General features: G+C 67.7%; 17 protein-coding genes. 10 read left to right on the top strand and 7 right to left on the bottom strand.

Features of this window, described 5'->3' with window-relative positions:
* The first annotated feature begins 295 nt into the window (after nucleotides 1–295).
* Nucleotides 296–1,324: a CehA/McbA family metallohydrolase gene (locus SALPAC3_RS0120905; protein WP_080635265.1), complete on the top strand. Its 1,029-nt coding sequence runs from the start codon at nucleotides 296–298 to the stop codon at nucleotides 1,322–1,324.
* Here SALPAC3_RS0120905 and SALPAC3_RS0120910 read toward each other — a convergent pair.
* Both SALPAC3_RS0120910 and SALPAC3_RS0120915 read right to left on the bottom strand, forming a co-directional pair.
* Nucleotides 1,305–1,601, bottom strand: coding sequence for a hypothetical protein (locus SALPAC3_RS0120910; RefSeq protein ID WP_027658193.1), 297 nt, complete (start codon nucleotides 1,599–1,601; stop codon nucleotides 1,305–1,307). The genes SALPAC3_RS0120905 and SALPAC3_RS0120910 overlap by 20 nt on opposite strands.
* A gap of 226 nt (nucleotides 1,602–1,827) precedes the next feature.
* A complete protein-coding gene (locus SALPAC3_RS0120915; protein WP_018223125.1) occupies nucleotides 1,828–2,022 on the bottom strand; it encodes a hypothetical protein in 195 nt (64 codons plus the stop codon).
* A 190-nt stretch (nucleotides 2,023–2,212) separates the two neighbouring features.
* Here SALPAC3_RS0120915 and SALPAC3_RS0120920 point away from each other — a divergent pair, with 190 nt between their 5' ends.
* From SALPAC3_RS0120920 to SALPAC3_RS0120945, 6 genes are all read left to right on the top strand, one after another.
* Nucleotides 2,213–2,494, top strand: coding sequence for a hypothetical protein (locus SALPAC3_RS0120920; protein WP_080635212.1), 282 nt, complete (start codon nucleotides 2,213–2,215; stop codon nucleotides 2,492–2,494).
* Between the two features lie 537 nt (nucleotides 2,495–3,031).
* The gene (locus tag SALPAC3_RS26060; RefSeq protein WP_033660581.1) at nucleotides 3,032–3,382 is read left to right on the top strand and encodes a hypothetical protein; all 351 of its coding nucleotides are present in this window, start codon (nucleotides 3,032–3,034) and stop codon (nucleotides 3,380–3,382) included.
* Nucleotides 3,383–4,294: 912 nt separating this feature from the next.
* Nucleotides 4,295–4,873 (top strand): helix-turn-helix domain-containing protein, encoded by a 579-nt coding sequence (locus SALPAC3_RS0120930; RefSeq protein ID WP_232430530.1) that lies wholly within the window; start codon nucleotides 4,295–4,297, stop codon nucleotides 4,871–4,873.
* 20 nt (nucleotides 4,874–4,893) lie between these two features.
* On the top strand, nucleotides 4,894–5,424 hold the full coding sequence (locus tag SALPAC3_RS0120935; protein WP_232430571.1) for a DUF6036 family nucleotidyltransferase: 531 nt from the start codon (nucleotides 4,894–4,896) through the stop codon (nucleotides 5,422–5,424).
* 707 nt (nucleotides 5,425–6,131) lie between these two features.
* On the top strand, nucleotides 6,132–6,710 hold the full coding sequence (locus SALPAC3_RS0120940) for a hypothetical protein (protein WP_026185778.1): 579 nt from the start codon (nucleotides 6,132–6,134) through the stop codon (nucleotides 6,708–6,710).
* Nucleotides 6,711–6,923: 213 nt separating this feature from the next.
* Nucleotides 6,924–7,529, top strand: coding sequence for a class I SAM-dependent methyltransferase (locus SALPAC3_RS0120945; RefSeq protein WP_018223131.1), 606 nt, complete (start codon nucleotides 6,924–6,926; stop codon nucleotides 7,527–7,529).
* A gap of 54 nt (nucleotides 7,530–7,583) precedes the next feature.
* Here the strand turns inward: SALPAC3_RS0120945 and SALPAC3_RS0120950 are convergent, their stop codons facing one another.
* Nucleotides 7,584–8,360, bottom strand: a complete 777-nt coding sequence (locus SALPAC3_RS0120950) for a TetR/AcrR family transcriptional regulator (protein ID WP_018223132.1) — start codon at nucleotides 8,358–8,360, stop codon at nucleotides 7,584–7,586.
* A gap of 86 nt (nucleotides 8,361–8,446) precedes the next feature.
* Here SALPAC3_RS0120950 and SALPAC3_RS0120955 point away from each other — a divergent pair, with 86 nt between their 5' ends.
* The 3 genes from SALPAC3_RS0120955 (at nucleotide 8,447) to npdG (ending at nucleotide 10,592) form a co-directional block, all read left to right on the top strand.
* Nucleotides 8,447–8,866: a VOC family protein gene (locus SALPAC3_RS0120955; protein WP_018223133.1), complete on the top strand. Its 420-nt coding sequence runs from the start codon at nucleotides 8,447–8,449 to the stop codon at nucleotides 8,864–8,866.
* A 101-nt stretch (nucleotides 8,867–8,967) separates the two neighbouring features.
* Nucleotides 8,968–9,828, top strand: coding sequence for an AraC family transcriptional regulator (locus SALPAC3_RS0120960; RefSeq protein ID WP_018223134.1), 861 nt, complete (start codon nucleotides 8,968–8,970; stop codon nucleotides 9,826–9,828).
* Nucleotides 9,829–9,893: 65 nt separating this feature from the next.
* The gene (npdG, locus tag SALPAC3_RS0120965) at nucleotides 9,894–10,592 is read left to right on the top strand and encodes an NADPH-dependent F420 reductase (protein ID WP_018223135.1); all 699 of its coding nucleotides are present in this window, start codon (nucleotides 9,894–9,896) and stop codon (nucleotides 10,590–10,592) included.
* 159 nt (nucleotides 10,593–10,751) lie between these two features.
* Here the strand turns inward: npdG and SALPAC3_RS0120970 are convergent, their stop codons facing one another.
* From SALPAC3_RS0120970 to SALPAC3_RS0120985, 4 genes are all read right to left on the bottom strand, one after another.
* The gene (locus SALPAC3_RS0120970; protein WP_026185779.1) at nucleotides 10,752–11,237 is read right to left on the bottom strand and encodes a hypothetical protein; all 486 of its coding nucleotides are present in this window, start codon (nucleotides 11,235–11,237) and stop codon (nucleotides 10,752–10,754) included.
* Between the two features lie 236 nt (nucleotides 11,238–11,473).
* Complete coding sequence (locus SALPAC3_RS0120975; RefSeq protein ID WP_018223137.1) at nucleotides 11,474–11,965, bottom strand: hypothetical protein; 492 nt, start codon at nucleotides 11,963–11,965, stop codon at nucleotides 11,474–11,476.
* 78 nt (nucleotides 11,966–12,043) lie between these two features.
* Nucleotides 12,044–12,889, bottom strand: coding sequence for a 3-methyl-2-oxobutanoate hydroxymethyltransferase (gene panB / locus SALPAC3_RS0120980; RefSeq protein WP_018223138.1), 846 nt, complete (start codon nucleotides 12,887–12,889; stop codon nucleotides 12,044–12,046).
* Between the two features lie 96 nt (nucleotides 12,890–12,985).
* Entirely contained in the window at nucleotides 12,986–14,779 is a 1,794-nt protein-coding gene (locus SALPAC3_RS0120985; protein WP_018223139.1) for an NAD+ synthase, read from the bottom strand.
* Between the last annotated feature and the right edge of the window lie 16 nt (nucleotides 14,780–14,795).

The raw sequence follows: 14,795 nt of genomic DNA on the forward strand, positions 1-14,795 counted from the left end.
CGGTCAAGATTGGCCAGCTTTTGACGGCCTGACGACGGCCTGACGGCCTGGAGACGGCCTGATCTTGGAGGCGGCGAGGCTCACCTGTGATCACGCATTTCGATCTATGGTGCCGATTGTCCGGTCCACGTAAACCTGGCCAGCCGGCAAGGTGGTGGCCAGCGCCAGGACAGGTTGGAGTGGACAGGCGGACTGTGATCGTCCGGTGCTAGCTGGCCGATTATTGGAGCCTGCGGTGCCGATCCAGCCGGATCTTGTGACTCGTTGTCTGCGGGTGGTGAGTACCCTGCCGGGCATGACTACGGATGACGACATGGCGGAGCGGGTTCCGCAGTCGTGGTTCCCACCGGGGCGGGTGACCGGTCGGGGGCGCGGCTGGTACCGAGGTGACTGCCATGTGCATTCGGCGCGCTCGAATGGTGGAGAGCTGACGCCGGAGCAGCTCGCGGCCGGTGCCCGTAAGGTCAGACTGGACTTCATCGCCATTACCGAGCACAACACGTCCGACACGCATGGCGTCTGGGGTCCACTCGCCGGTGACGATCTGCTGGTGATGCTCGGCCAGGAGGTCACCACCTGGACCGGGCACTGGCTGGCGCTTGGCATCGACCCGGGACAGGTGGTCGACTGGCGGTACGGCATTCGCGACGATGCGATCGACCGACATGTGGACCAGGTGCATCAAGCCGGTGGGCTGTGCGTAGCGGCCCACCCGCACGCGCCGTATCCCTCTGGCGTTTTCATGTACCCGTTCCACGGGTTTGACGTGGTAGAGGTGTGGAACGGGCTGTGGAGTTCGGACCTGCCCTGGAACGCTAACAATGAGGCGGCACTGGCCGAATGGGGTCGCAGCCTGGCTGACGACATCCGAGGTGGGCGATGGCGGCCAGCGTTGGGCAACAGCGACGCGCATCTGGAGGGCCAGATCGGTGTACCGCACACAGTCGTGTTGGCCGAGGAGCTGAGCACTGAGGCGGTCCTCGCCGGCATCCGGGCCGGCCGGAGCTGGATCGCCGAATCAGCCGCCATTGAGCTGTCGCTCACCGCCGCTGCTGGTGATCGTAGCGCCGGGATCGGTCAGCGGCTGAAGACCTGCGACGAGCCGGTTGTAGTACGGGTGGACGTAAGCGGCGTGCCATCCGGCATCGTCAGCTTCCACACCGATCGAGGCACGGTGCACCGCGAATCCTTGCCGAGCGACGGATCCGGTGCCGTGGAATGGCGCACCAGCGAGGCAGAATCGGCGTTCGTCCGCGTCGAGCTACGCCACCTCGGAGGGCACATGGCGGCGCTCACCAACCCCGTCATTTTGGCCGGTCTCTGAGGCGCTGCGTTCTCCGATCGAAGTCCAGCAGCATCAGGTGGTCCCGTTCAAGCCAGGACTCGTACCCGACATGCCGGCCGGTCGTCGACGACCACCACAAGCCCGGAAAGTGCCGCTGCCGCTTGTGCGACGAGAATGTTCGTACAGGCTTGACCTGCTCGAACCTCACTCCAGCAGAGTTGATCAAGGAAGCGTGGGCCTCCGCTCCCTCGCCGACGAAGCCGACCTCAAACTCAGCCGTCAGCGGACCACCCAGGCCCTGCACCGCGCGCAGCACCCTAGCGCCGTACCGGCTGGCCACCTTCAGCCGGACGTGGCCACGTCGTTGGCCATCCTCAAGCGGACTGGCCAACTTCGAGCGGACCGGACACCGATCATTCGGATGTCGCTGGTGTCGTCGGTCTCTACTCCGCCGCGAGGTGTGCGAGGCGGTTAGGGGAGATCATCTCCCGATTCATTCCAGAGCCAGGCATGTGCTGCCGTGTCGCCCCGTATGCGCTGAGCTACTGCTCGTCGGTTCGCTGGGTCGGCCGCTTCTCGGCGATCCACGCCACTACCGCATCCCGCTCCCAGATCCGCCCAGTCGCCAAGGTGTCCAGCGGTGCCGGGAATCCGGGGCGCGCCACGATCTCCGAGGCACGCTGCCGGCTGACACCGCCCAACAGTTGTTGGATTTCCGACATGCCCGCGAGCCGCATAAATCCGACCGTACGGACTTGCCGAGCAGCAACCCTGTCAAGTTGACGGGCTTGACACCTGTAAGGTGGAGGCTAGCCGCTGTGCCGGTGGTGGAGGACCCGAACCCGCCGCCGGTACGGCGAATGCCCTGCCCGGTCGGTAACCTCCGAACCCTGCCGGGCAGGGCATCCTTCAAGAAGAGGAGCCCGTATGCCTGCCGAGGAGCACGGCCGCACATGGCTGCAATCACGCCCGCCGGAGCCTGGCCACGAAGTGTGGATCACCCGTAACGCCTCGGTGCAGTTCGCGCGGCAGCCGAGCTTCGTGTTCCGGGTGATCTCGGTGTGTCCGCAGCCCACGTACCCGGGCTGGGTGTGGCTGACCGGCTACCAGCTCGACGGCCAGGGCCACGCTGTCGCCCGCCGGGAGATCTACGTCCGGCTCGCCGGTCTACGTCGGGCTTCTCGCTCTGACGCGCGGCTGAGGTCGTAGTCGGCCGCGTGTCACGAGCCCGGCATCCCGCGGCCGCCGCCACAGTGGCGCAGTTGACCTCAACCGCACCCGACGACGGGCCCGGCCCCTGGAGGGTCTACCCGGTCCACGACGGCCACCGCCTCCCTCCCAGATGCCAGGGTTTGACCCAACCGAACCGCAGTTCCCACCGGGCACGGGGGGTATCGACCCGCGCACGGCGGACGCCGTCCCCTTGCCAGGTTTCTTGCGGGTGTTGCGCTGGCGCGTGATTTTCGGCATGGACTGGTGGGAGCGTTCCACGGACGAGTCTCAAATGGCGGCTGTCAAGCGGACTGTGTGGTTGGGCAGGTTTCCTCGGTCGGCAGGCGTGTTTCTGCCCGGGGTTCTCGGTCGGGTCAAGGTTCGCCGGAGGCGACCGCGTAGCAGCTTTGACCTGGCCGGGGTTCTCGGGCAGCCCTTGTGGTACCCGAGCGAGGAGACCTGTCGCCGTCTCCGAGGAGGGTGGGGGTGCGGGGGCAACGCCCCGCTGAGGGTGGGTGGAGGGATGATCCGTTCGTGAAGAGTCTTACTGAACTCGCTCTAGATCTCTGTCTTGACCCTCAATATCCGGAGCGACCGGGTGGTCACCTCAACGAGGCCGCTCGGGACTTCATCGAGGTGCTGACCTTCGCAGACGCTGACGCGATCATGGCGATGATCAACGAGACGATCCCGGACCTCACCGGGGATCTTCCGGTATGGGCGCGGAACCTCGCCTATCGTCTGGCATGCCTTCAGCGGCCCCACGATGCTGAAGTGCTTCGTGCGGCGGGCGTGGACCTCTACTCCCACGGGCCGGACTGGGACGATCACGCCGAAGAACTTGGGCGTCAAGCCGACGAGATGGACACCTCGTTCCCGAGCTGACCTTCGCCGGCTACGACAGTGTCCGATCTGGGGAACGTGCGCGGGTTCAGCTGGGGCTGTGACTGCGGCTGGAGTTGGAAGCAGTGGTTGTCGCGCAGCAGGGCCCACAGCCGCTTCCGGCGGAGCGGACGGCTGGCCACAGGCGGTCACTCTCCCAGCGGTAGCCGGATGCGGTGGTGTAGGCCGGGTGGCCGGCTGTCGCTGCTGGTGCGCCGCGTGCGCCGGGACGTGACCGGCCGCCAGGCCGCACGCGCGGCCCGGCGCTGACGCGGCGGCGGGCCGAAGGCCCGCCCTTGATTCGGGCTGGGTCCCTGTGGTTCGGCAGCTCAAGCTCGTGCGGTCGCGTCTGGTCTTTGGGCTACCGAAGAATGATCGGGACCGGCGTATCCCGTTGCCTGTGACGGTGGTGGACGCTCTGCGGGAGCACCTCGCCTGGTGCAAGCCAGTAGAACTTACCCTGCCGTGGGAGGATCCATTCAGTGACGAACGGGTCACTGTGCCACTCGTGTTGACCACTCCGCGTAAGGGTGCGATCAATCGAGGGCACTTTCGATGCCAAGGCTTGGAAGCCTGCGGTGACTGCCGTAGGGCTCGTGCCGACCAGGGCGACGGGCATGCACGCGCTACGCCACTTCTATGCCTCGGCCTTGCTCGATGCGGGGGAGAGCATCAAGGCGTTGGCGGCGTACCTCGGCCACGCTGACCCCGGCTTCACGCTTCGGTCTACACGCACCTCATGCCGACGAGTGAGGAGCGCACCCGCCGGGCGATTGATGACCTGTTCGAGGGCACCCGCGTCGGTCCTGACGGCCTGAACGTGGTAGTGGCAAGTGTTCGCGCAGGTCAGGGTGCGTTTCAAGGGGAGAATCCGGCGTACAGGTCGACTCGTCCGTCGCCCACCAGGTCAGAGCCGTGATCAAGGCTCTGAGCAGCGCATGCTCTGTCGAGTTGCGTTTTTGGCGTTTCTGGCCGATGCTGGCAAGTATGGCGACGGTGGGTGGGGAACTACTAAGCACTGGTCAGGCGGCCAAGCTGCTGGGTTCTTCGCGCCAGCAGGTGGTCAACCTGTGCGAGCGTGGTGATCTGCCGTTCGTGCGGGTGGGTGCGCACCGCAAGGTCCGACGGGAGCACGTCGAGGCGCTGTTGCGCCCCAGACAGCCGCTGACCCGTGATCAGCTCAAGTCGCTGTGGCTGCACCAAGCCGTGGCAGGCGGCCTGGTCGCCGATCCGGATGGCGTGCTGAGTAAGGCTGGGGAGAATCTCGATCGGCTCCTTCGGCAGCACCGGGGGACCATGGCCGAGGTCTGGTTGAGGCGCTGGCAAGACAAGATCAACGAAGGAGTTGGCTCCGTTCTTCGGGTGTTGACATCGGAAGATCCGGAGGCTGTCGAGATGCGGCAGAATTCGCCCTTCGCTGGTGTGCTCTCGCAGGCGCAGCGCGGGAAGGTTCTGGAGTCCTTCAAGCGCCGGGGCTGGGAGCGGGCAGCGTGAGGCGTGCAGAGTTGGAGCACGTGCTGAGATCGACGGGTCGGATTGTCGTTGATCGGAACGTCCTCATCGTCGGCAGTCAGTCGGTGCTGGGGACGATTCCAGATGATGATCTGCCGTTGGAAGCCACTGCCTCAATGGAGGTAGACGTGGCGTTCTTCGACGATCCCGACGATCAGAAGGCCGACCAGGTTGACGCTTTCATCGGCGAGTTTTCGCCGTTCCACGAGACCTTTGGCTATTACGCCCAGGGTGTGAGTGTGTCGACTGCTGTGCTGCCCGAGGGCTGGCGCGATCGGTTGGTGCTGGTGGAGTCGGAGAACACCCAGCCGGGACGTGGCTATGCGCTGGACCCGCACGACTGCGTGGTGTCGAAGCTTGTGGCCGGCAGGGAGAAGGACGCCCTTTTCGCTGACGCGCTGCTCCGGGCGGGCTTGGTCCGGCCGGATACGGTCGCCGAGCGGATTGAACTCCTGGTTGACGTGCATCCTCTGGTGATGAAGCGCCTGAGGGGTTGGATCGCCACTTATCTGCCGAAGTCTCACATCGGCTGAGGCAGGCCGACGGGCGGCGTCCTGGCGGCCTGCAACGCTGTTGCCACGTTTCACTCCTGGTCAGCCGCGGCGCGAGGATTTGATCCCGGCTTATAGGAGCTCCGCCAACAACGCCCGGATCTGCGGCTCCACCGCGCCCAGATCGAACCCTTCACCGCCCCGCTGATAACGGGGCGGCTCATGACTGGCCAAGGCCTTATGCGCCGTATGCTGCGGGACGCCCAGCCGGCGACAGAACGCCCGGAACCACGGTCACTTTTAAGTGGAGCCGACAGCGCGGTCTCCGGTAGCAGAACACTGCGCTGTCCAGCTCCGCCGCGGAGGAGAGGGCGTTGTGACGGTATGATGCCATTTGCCGTTGGTATTCGGGGAATGCCGGGTTGGGGTGTGGTCGGGGGCACGGTGGTGGCGGAATCCCGGCGGCCGTCGGGGCGTTACACCATGCGTACGGCCGTGGAGGTGCCCCGCGTGGGCGGGTGACACCGGGTGTGGGTTGCCGGGAATGACGGTGGCCGGCCGGTCGTTACATCTGGACCCGGCGCCGTGCGTGTCCCCCTTGTGAGACCCGCGGTCGCCGAACCCCCCTTTTTCTTCTCTGTTTTGTTGAGCGCCGGACGGTGCTTGCACCCGCCTTTTGCCGCCTGAAGGCCCCCCTTTCCTTCGGGCGTGCGTGTGGGTGTCGACCCCCGAATGGAGCAACCCTCATGATGAACACGATTCTGCGTCGTAGCGTCCTTGGTATCGCTGGTCTGGCCCTGTCCACCGGTGTCGTCGCCGGCCCCCTGGCCACCCTCACCGACACCACCCCGGCCGCTGCTGCGGCCGTTCAGGTCGCGAAGCCGGACAGGGACACGCTGATCCCGCACGGCACCCAGGGCAAGCAGTCACGCATCGACCTGGGCGACGAGCAGGTCGCCAACGTCAAGGCCATCATCGAGGCCACCAAGAAGGCCGGCATGGACGAACGTGCCGCCGTGGTGGCGATCGGCACCAGCCTGCAGGAGTCGAAGCTGGAGAACCTGGGACACCTGGGCGCGCGTAACGACCACGACTCGCAGGGCCTGTTCCAGCAGCGTCCGTCGTCTGGTTGGGGCACGGTGGAGCAGATCACCGACCCCGCCTACTCCACCACCGCCTTCCTCAACGGCCTCAAGCAGGTCGAGGGCTGGCAGGACATGCCGTTGACCGAGGCCGCCCAGAAGGTGCAGGTGTCGGCGTACCCGTTCCACTACGCCCAGTGGGAGACCCAGGCCGCCGACCTGGTGGCCGAGCACTGGACCAGCTGACCCCACCCGCACCACCCACAAACAAACCCCCGCAGACCTGACCCACACAAGGGGGAACGAAACTGTTGGCCGGCACCCGAACCGGGTGCCGGCCAACAGCCATGTCCGGGCGAATACCAGCCCCGCCGCGGGTGGGAAACCGCTGGTTGGGGCTGGGGCCAGCGGTGACCGGCGCCGGACTGACCGAAGATCCGAGGGGATACGGTTGTCGTCATGGCAAAGCCGACCCGATGGGTGACCGACACCGGCCCAGAGCACTCCCAGTGGTACATCGACCGATTCCGTCGGTTGGCGGCGGAGGGGGCGGACCTCGCCGGCGAAGCCCGGCTGATCGATGCCCTGGTAGCGCCAGGTTCTCGGGTCCTCGATGCCGGCTGCGGCACTGGTCGGGTCGGGGCCGCGCTGGCCTTGCGGGGGCACACCGTGGTGGGTGTTGACGCCGATCCCGTCTTGGTCGAGGCGGCGGGGGCCGCCTATCCCGGTCCGCGCTGGCTCGTAGCTGACCTGGCTGAACTCGATCTGGCCGCCGCCGACGAGCCGGAACCCTTCGACGCCGCCGTGGTCGCCGGCAATGTGATGACCTTCGTCGCTGCGGGCACCGAGGCCGACGTCCTCCGCCGGATCGCGGCCCACCTGCGTCCCGACGGCATCGTGGCGGTTGGTTTCGGCACGGACCGGGGCTACCCGCTGTCGGCTTTCGACGACGATTCGGCTGCTGCCGGGCTACGCCGGGAGCAGCGTTTCGCCACCTGGGATCTGCGTCCGTGGCGGGAGGAGAGCGACTTCGCCGTCACTCTGCTCCGTCGCCCCGCCGAGTGAACATTCGGAACCTCACCAGTCGCTGATCGTCCTGGATCGGGATCAGGAGTTCCCTCATGCCGCGGGTGTTGCGCGTTCGATGAGGGTGGCGAGCCCGTCCAGGAGGCGGCGGAGGCCGAATTCGTAGGCGTGGGCGGGGTCGTGGGCGCTGCCGTGCGCCGTGCCGGCGGCGCTGCCAACCCGGGTGGCCAGCGGGTAGGCGGCGGGGTCGAGGACCCGGGCCAGCAGCGGCCCGGCGGCCGCCCACCACTGTTCGTCGGTCATGGTGGTGAGCTGGGCAGTGGCCCGGGCCTCGGCGGCGACTCGGGCGTTTGCCTGGACGAAGCTCAGCAGAAGGGTCAGGCAGTCGTCCATCTCGATGTCGTCGAGGCCCAAGCCGTCCAGGGCGGTCAGCTCGTGCTCGTATTTGGCGATCGCGCCCGGGCCGAGCGGGGGCCGAAGCGTGGAGACCGTCGCGGTCCACGGATGGGTCTCGAAGAGCGTCCGGTTCTCCTCGGCCACTGCGGTCAGCCGTACTCGCCAGGGTTGTCCGGTGGTGTCGGCGCGCGACATCCGGCCGTACGCGGCGTCGAGCATCACGTCGAGTAGCTCCGCCTTGCCGGGCACGTACGTGTAGAGGGTCATGGGGGAGACCCGCAGTTCCTGGGCGACGCGACGCATAGTCAGACCGGTCAGTCCTTCGGTGTCGGTGACGGCGGTCGCCGCTTCGATCACCGCGTCCAGGTTGAGGCCGCGTTGCGGGCCTCGGCGCGCCGCCGTCGACGGCTCTCGCCAGAGCAGAGCGAGCGTACGCGCGGGGTCTCCGCCGCCGGTTACGTCAGGTGCACGCATAGTCATCTCCCAATTTCTCCGTACGCTGTATAATGTACAACGTACGACGTATGACGTATTCGGATCATCGCGAGAAGGACTCTTCCATGAAGATCACCTCCACTGCCGTATCACTCAATGTCGAGGATGTCCCCGCCGCTGCCGCCTTCCTGACCAAGCACTTCGGGTTTCGTCAGGAGATGGCCGCGGACGGGTTTGCCTCGCTGACCCGCGACGACGCCGGTGCCCACGTTGTCTTCCTGCAGCGTGGACTCGCCACCCTCCCCGATGACCAGCGTGACGACCACGCCCGTGGTGTGATTCTGGCGTTCGTGGTCGACGACCTGGAGGGCGAGCTGGCGCGGCTACAGGCCGAGGGCGTCAAGATCACCATGCCGCTGACCACCGAGGAGTGGGGTGAGCGCGCCTTCCAGGTCCGCGAACCGAACGGGGTCATCGTCCAACTCGTCGACTGGAACGGTGCACCGGAGCCTGGTCCCGCAACGCGTGGCACCGCCGCCAGGTAGCCACCCCAGGCTGGGATGACCTGATCGAATCTGGCACAGCTTGTCGGGTTGGTGCTGCCCGCGTGGCCCTAGCGTCGTGGGCACAAGGGAAGGAGGTCCGGGTGCTGAAGCGGCTCAACGATGTCATGGCCCACCTCGAGCAGCGACTCGACCAGCCGGTCGACGTGGCCGAACTGGCGCGGATCGCCGCGACGTCGGAGTACCACCTGCGGCGGCTGTTCTCCGCACTGGCGGGGATCGGACTGTCCGAGTACGTCCGCCGTCGGCGACTGACCGTCGCCGCGGCGGAGGTGCTGTCGGGGGAGCAGTCGCTGCTCGACGTCGCGGTGCGGTACGGCTATGGCTCCGCCGAGGCGTTTGGCCGGGCGTTTCAGGCCGTGCACGGCGTCAGTCCGGGCGAGGCCCGCCGTACGGGGGCGACTCTGCGTGCCCAGCCCCGGATCTCCTTCCGTCTCACCATCGACGGGAGTAGCAGTATGGAGTACCGGATCGTTGACAAGGACGGTTTCCGCCTGGTGGGCCGGCGAGCCCGGGTGCCCCTGGTGCACGAGGGGATGAACCCCGCGATCGTTGAGTTCGTCCGGAGTATTGATCAGGAGACAGTCAACCGGATGGCGGCGCTGTCCGACCAGGAACCAAAGGGCATCGTCAACGTCAGCACCAAGATCGCTGATGGCCGGGCGGAGGGCGGTGAGCTGGACTACTGGCACGGTGTGGTCACCGGCGCGAGTGCCCCGGAGGGGCTCGACGCGATGGCGGTCCCCGCCGGCAGGTGGGCGGTCTTCACCACTTCCGGTCCGTTCCCGCAGACCGTCCAGTATCTGTGGCGGGACGTCTTCACCCTGTGGTTCCCGGCTAACCCGTACCGCAGTCGTCCGGGTCCGGAGATATCCCGCACCAGTGTCGCGGCGGACGGCGCGACCGCGGAGTCCGAACTGTGGATTCCGGTGGAGCGGGCCTGACCCCAGCGGGGATTGTCACAGCATCGACTGCTGCTCGTGCATCGGCGGTTTGCGAGGATGTTCGCATGGCTTACGACGCGAGCAACCTACCCGATGTGTCCGGGCTCACTGTCGGTATCGTCGGCGGCACGGGCGACCAGGGGCGTGGTCTCGCCTACCGGTTCGCCCGTGCTGGCCAGACCGTGCTGATCGGTTCCCGCTCGGCCGAGCGCGCTGCCCAGTCCGCTGCGGAGATCGCGGCCCTGCCCGGGGTGCCTGCCGGCGCGAGCGTCACCGGGGCCGACAACGAGGAGGTCGCGCGGCGCAGCGATGTGGTGGTAGTCGCGGTGCCGTGGGACGGCCACGCCAGCATCGTCGGCGCGCTCGCCGAGCCCCTCGCGGGGAAGATCGTGATCGACTGCGTCAACCCGCTCGGCTTCGACAAGCAGGGCCCCTACGCCCTCACCGTGGCGGAGGGTAGCGCCGTCCAGCAGGCCGCCGCGCTACTGCCGCAGTCCCGGGTCTGCGCGGCGTTCAACCACGTCAGTGCTCCGTTGCTGGCGGATCCGCAGATTGATCGGATCGAGCTGGACGTGCTGATCTGCACCGAGGAGCGGGAATTGGCCGGCATCGTCGGTGCCCTCGCCGCCCGGATCCCCGGCATGCGTGGCATCTACGCCGGTCGCCTGCGGAACGCCCACCAGATCGAGGCTTTCACGGCGAACCTGATCGCTATCAACAAGCGTTACAAGGCCCACGCCGGCATCCGGGTCACCGACCTCTGAAGGTGGTGGGGGCCGGGTGCGCCCCGCCATCGGGGCGGCGTTCGGAGGTGGGGCGAAACGTGCTGCGGCCCGCTGGGCTTCCAGCGGGCCGCACCATTGTCCTACCGAGCCACAGCTAGCCGGCAGATGTTCGTCGGTTAGCCCAAACCGCTGTGCGGGTCAGAGGTCGAGGGAAACCCCGACCGCCTGGCAGGCCTCGACGGCCGCGTCGGTGGCCTTGTTGAAGGCGGGGTTGTCGGCAGCTTCCGGGCTGCCGGCGGTAGCTGCCTTGCCGGCCTCCGCGCTGTACGCGGACAGCGCGGAGGCAACCTCGCTGTCGGCGTCTCCGGTGGCGGCGATGGCGCCGAACTCGGTCGCCAACCCGGTGAAGATCTCCTGGTACAGCTCCGTATCCGGCTCCTCGCCTCCGGAGACGGCGTCGAGCAGGGTCTGCCGGAGCTCCATATTGGCCTTGTTGGCGGCTTCGCAGAGCTCCTTGTCGCCCTTGCCGGCGGCATCCGCAGGTGGCGCCGAGGAGGAGGCCGTCGTGGGATCGGTCGTCGGTGTCCCGGATGCCGTCGGCTCCGGGTCGTCCCCTCCGCAAGCGGTGAGGGCAAGGACCGCGGCGGGGACCAGCAGAGCTTGGAAGAGAGTTGTCTTACGCACGGAAGGTAATGCTACCCGGATTGATCCCCATTGGAGACCCGTCGGGGCGTGCGCTCCGGGTGGGAGCCTGCTGCCCGGGCAGCCCCGGCTCGCAGCGGATCATGATGCGCTGCCGCCGTGGGGTTGTGGGTGGACGTGGGCGGAGGGTGTGTGCTCCGCCGGAATCCCGGCGGAGCACACGAGCGGCACTACCCTGGTCAGCCCACGGCCACCCGGACCTATCGATCAGATCGGCGTCATTCGATTTCGACGCCGACCTTCTGGCAAGCTTCGGTGACGGCTTCGGCAGCCGATTCGTAGGCGGGGTTGTCCGCGCCCTCGATCAGGTTGGGGTCGGCAACCATCTTCTCGGCCTCCGCGCTCAGCGCCTGCACGGCGACGGTGACCTCGCTGTCGGCGCTGCCGGTGGCGGCGATCTCGGTCATTCCCGTCGCCAGCTCGCTGAAGACCTCAGTCAGTGCTTCAGTCAGTGCTTCGTCCGTTTGGCCATCGGCAGGCGTGAAGGCCTGCATCATGTTTTCTTGGACGGATTTCAGGTTTGCCGCCACCGCTTCGCAAACCTCCTCGTCGCTCTTGGCGGCAGCTGCGGCTGGGGCCGACGAGGAAGCCGCGGAGGGGGAGTTCGACTCGGAGGCGGCTGGCTCCGAGTCGTCTTCGCCGCCGCAGGCGGTGAGGGCGAGGATGGCGGTAGGGATCAGCAGGGCCCGGAAGAAACTTGTTTTAAGCACGATCGAGGATCTTACCTCTTTCCTCCTGAGCGGCCGGTCGGCGGCGGCCCGGTGTTGGCCGGGCCACCGCCAGCCCGGTCAGAAGGTGTGTTCGGTGCTGGGGAACCCACCGTCGCGGACCTCGTCGGCGAACCGACGGGTCGCCTCGCCCAGGGTGTCGGCGAGGTTGGCGTAGCGCTTGACGAAGCGGGGTGTCCGACCGGTACGGAGACCCGCCATGTCCTGCCAGACCAGCACCTGGGCGTCGGTGTCCGGGCCAGCGCCGATGCCCACGGTCGGGATGGTCAGCTCGGCGGTTACCCGTTTCGCCACATCGCCGGGGACCATCTCCAGTACCACCGCGAAGGCCCCCGCCTCGGCGACCGCGTGGGCGTCGGCGAGCACCTCCTCGGCGGTGTCACCCCGGCCCTGGACTCGGTAACCACCGAGGGTGTGTTCCCGTTGCGGGGTGAAGCCGATGTGCGCCATCACCGGAATGCCGGCTCGAACGATCGCGGCGATCTGCTCGGCGTAGTGGCGGCCACCCTCCAGTTTGACCGCGTGGCAGCGGCCTTCCTTCATGAACCGTACGGCGGTGCGCAGGGCCGCGGTTGGTCCCTCCTCGTAGGAGCCGAACGGCAGGTCGCCGACGACCAGCGTCTGCCGGGTGGCCCGGACCACGGCCCGGACCAGGGGAAGCAGCTCGTCGGGGGTCACCGGTAGTGTCGTGTCGTAGCCGTAGACGTTGTTCGCGGCCGAGTCACCGACCAGCAGCACCGGGATGCCGGCGGCGTCGAAGATCCCCGCCGTGTACTGGTCGTACGAGGTGAGCATCGCCCACCGCTCGCCACGCTCCTTCGCGGCGAGCAGGTCGCGGGCGCGGACCCGTCGGGTCGCCGGTCCGCCGTAGAGGGCGGTCACCTCGGCTGGGCTGGATTCGAGCATGGTTCTCTCCTTCCTCGAGGCCGCGTACGCGGTCCCCGGGCTCTGCCGCGATCGTCGCACCGCACCGCGGGTCGCGGCAGGGGGCAGTGCAAGATGTCACTCCCCGAGGCGCGCGGCTGCTTCGGCCGCTCCGCCGTCCTCGCGCCAGCGGTTGGTGATCGGTAGGCGGCGGTCCCGCCCGAAGGCCTTCATCGATATTTTCGTGCCGGGGGCGGACTGACGCCGCTTGTACTCGGCGGTATCCACCATCCGCAGCACCTGCTCAACGAGCGCCGGGTCGTGGCCGGCCTCGATCAACCCGTCCCGGCCCAGATCGCCGTCGATGTAGCCGATGAGGATCGGGTCGAGCAGGTCGTACTCCGGCAGCGTGTCGGAGTCCAGCTGGCCGGGGCTGAGCTCGGCCGACGGGGGCTTGTTGATCGAGCTCTCCGGGATCGGCGGGGTCTCGCCGCGGCGGACCGCCTCGGCGTTTCGCCACCGAGCGAGTTGCCAGATCAGGGTCTTCCAGACGTCCTTGACCGGGTTGAAACCGCCGACCGAGTCGCCGTACAGGGTGGAGTAGCCGACCGCCAGTTCGCTCTTGTTGCCGGTGGTCAGCACCAGGTGGCCCTCCTGGTTCGACAGCGCCATCAGGATCACCCCGCGGACCCGGGCTTGGAGATTCTCCACCGAGAGGCCGGAGAGTGACAGGTTGGCCAGGAACGTGTCGACGATCGGCTGGATCGGCTCGACCCGGTAGTCCAGTCCGGTGCGTTGGGCCAACTCCGCTGCGTCTTCCCGGGAGTGCTCGGAGGAGTGCTGGCTCGGCAGTGACACCCCGACCACCCGGTCCGCGCCGAGCGCGTCAACGGCCAGGGCCGCCACGACCGACGAGTCGATGCCGCCGGAGAGGCCGAGCACCACGGTGGGAAAGCGGTTCTTGTCGACGTAGTCACGCAGGCCCAGCACGAGCGCCTGCCACACCTCCGCCTCGTCGGCCGCCGGTTCGAGGAGCTCCCCGGCCGCCGACTTCTCGGTGGGCGTGGCCGGCAGCGATTCAATGTGGCGGTGGAGCACCCGCATCCCGTCGGCCAGTTCGATGTCGGCGGGTGGGCCGTCGGTGGCGGCAGGGAGATCCACGTCGTGTACCAGCAGGTGCTCGACGAACTGCGGCGCCCGGGCGAGCAGTTCCCCCTCCGCCGTCACGATCATGGAGTCGCCCTCGTACACCAGCTCGTCCTGGCCGCCGATCATGTTGACGTACGCGATGGTGGCCCTGGCCTCGGCGGCCCGGCGGCGGACCAGCGGTAGCCGGACGTCGTCCTTCTTCAGCTCGTACGGCGAGCCGTTGATGTTGATAACGAGGCCGACGCCGGCCTGCCGGGCGGCGGCGAACGGCCCCCCGACCTGCCACAGGTCCTCACAGATGGTCAGCGTGACATCCACCCCGCCGACTCGTACCACAGACAGCGTCTCGCCGGGCACGAAGTAGCGGTCCTCGTCGAAGACGCCGTAGTTGGGCAGGTGGTGTTTGAAGTAGGTGGCCACGGTCTTCCCGCCGTGCAGCAGGGCCGCCGCGTTACGCGCCCCGTGCCCCGGCTCGGCGTCGCCGCTGACCTGTGGTGGGCCGTCCGCGTCCAGGTAGCCGACCACCACCGGCAGGTCGCCCAACCCATCCGCGGCGAGGTCGGCGGCGAGCCGGCCCAGCGCCGCCTTCGACGCTTCCATGAAGGAGCGGCGGAAAACCAGGTCCTCGACCGGGTAACCAGTCAGGGTCAACTCCGGGAAGGCAACCAGTTGGGCGCCGGCGTCGGCGGCGCGTCGGGCCCATTCCCGGATGATCGTGGCGTTGCCGACGAGGTCACCGACGATCGGGTTGACCTGGCAGAGTGCGAGACGCAGGGTGGTCATGTCCCTATCTTGCCGC

It is taken from the genome of Salinispora pacifica DSM 45544, assembly GCF_000378845.1.
Taxonomy (GTDB): domain Bacteria; phylum Actinomycetota; class Actinomycetes; order Mycobacteriales; family Micromonosporaceae; genus Micromonospora; species Micromonospora pacifica.